The organism is Paenibacillus sp. P5_B5 (assembly GCF_056400365.1).
This window is the reverse complement of record NZ_JBFULK010000053.1, coordinates 1-843: the sequence shown is the minus strand read 5'-3', so window position 1 is coordinate 843 and position 843 is coordinate 1. Positions and strand designations below refer to the sequence as shown.

Annotated in this window: 1 protein-coding gene; it reads right to left on the bottom strand. The window is 56.0% G+C overall.

Annotated features, from left to right (window positions below; genetic code table 11):
* Positions 1-843, bottom strand: an 843-nt coding sequence (locus tag AC1DOK_RS24485; RefSeq protein ID WP_477556885.1) for a fibronectin type III domain-containing protein, incomplete at both ends; no start/stop codon positions are given.

Below are 843 nucleotides of genomic sequence, written 5' to 3'. Positions count from 1 at the left end.
GGTGTCACACTCGTTGATGCCAACGATGCCATGGAGTCGCCTGTACTATTCGTGGCGATTACTGTGAACGTATACGCCGTTCCGTTCGTCAAACCCGAGACCGTAATTGGATCAGCGGTTGTTCCTGTTCCCGTTAAGCCTCCCGGACTCGACTTGACCGTATACAACGTGATCGCACTACCTCCATCACTCGTTGGTGCGTCAAATCTCACCGTCGCTGATCCGTTACCTGCGGTCGCCGTTACATTCGTCGGGGCACTCGGCACAGCAATCGGCGCGACGGGTGTCACAGTCGCCGATGCCACTGATGCCATGGAGTCGCCTGCACTATTCGTGGCGATTACTGTGAACGTATACGCCGTTCCGTTCGCTAAACCCGTGACCGTAATTGGAACAGCGGTTGTTCCTGTTCCCGTTAAGCCTCCCGGACTCGACTTGACCGTATACAACGTGATCTCACTACCTCCATCACTCGCTGGTGCGTCAAAGCTAACCGTAGCTGATCCGTTACCTGCGGTCGCCGTTACATTCGTCGGAGCACTTGGCACACCGATCGGCGCGACGGGTGTCACACTCATTGATGCCAACGATGCCATGGAGTCGCCTGCACCATTCTTCGCAACTACCGTGAACGTATACGCCGTTCCGTTCGCTAACCCCGTAACCGTAATTGGAACAGCGCTTGTTCCTGTTCCCGTGAAGCCTCCCGGACTAGACGTAACTGTGTACAGTGTGATCGCACTTCCTCCATTACTCGTTGGTGCGTCAAATCTCACCGTCGCTGATCCGTTACCTGCGGTCGCAGTTACATTCGTCGGGGCACTCGGCACAGCAATCGGCGCG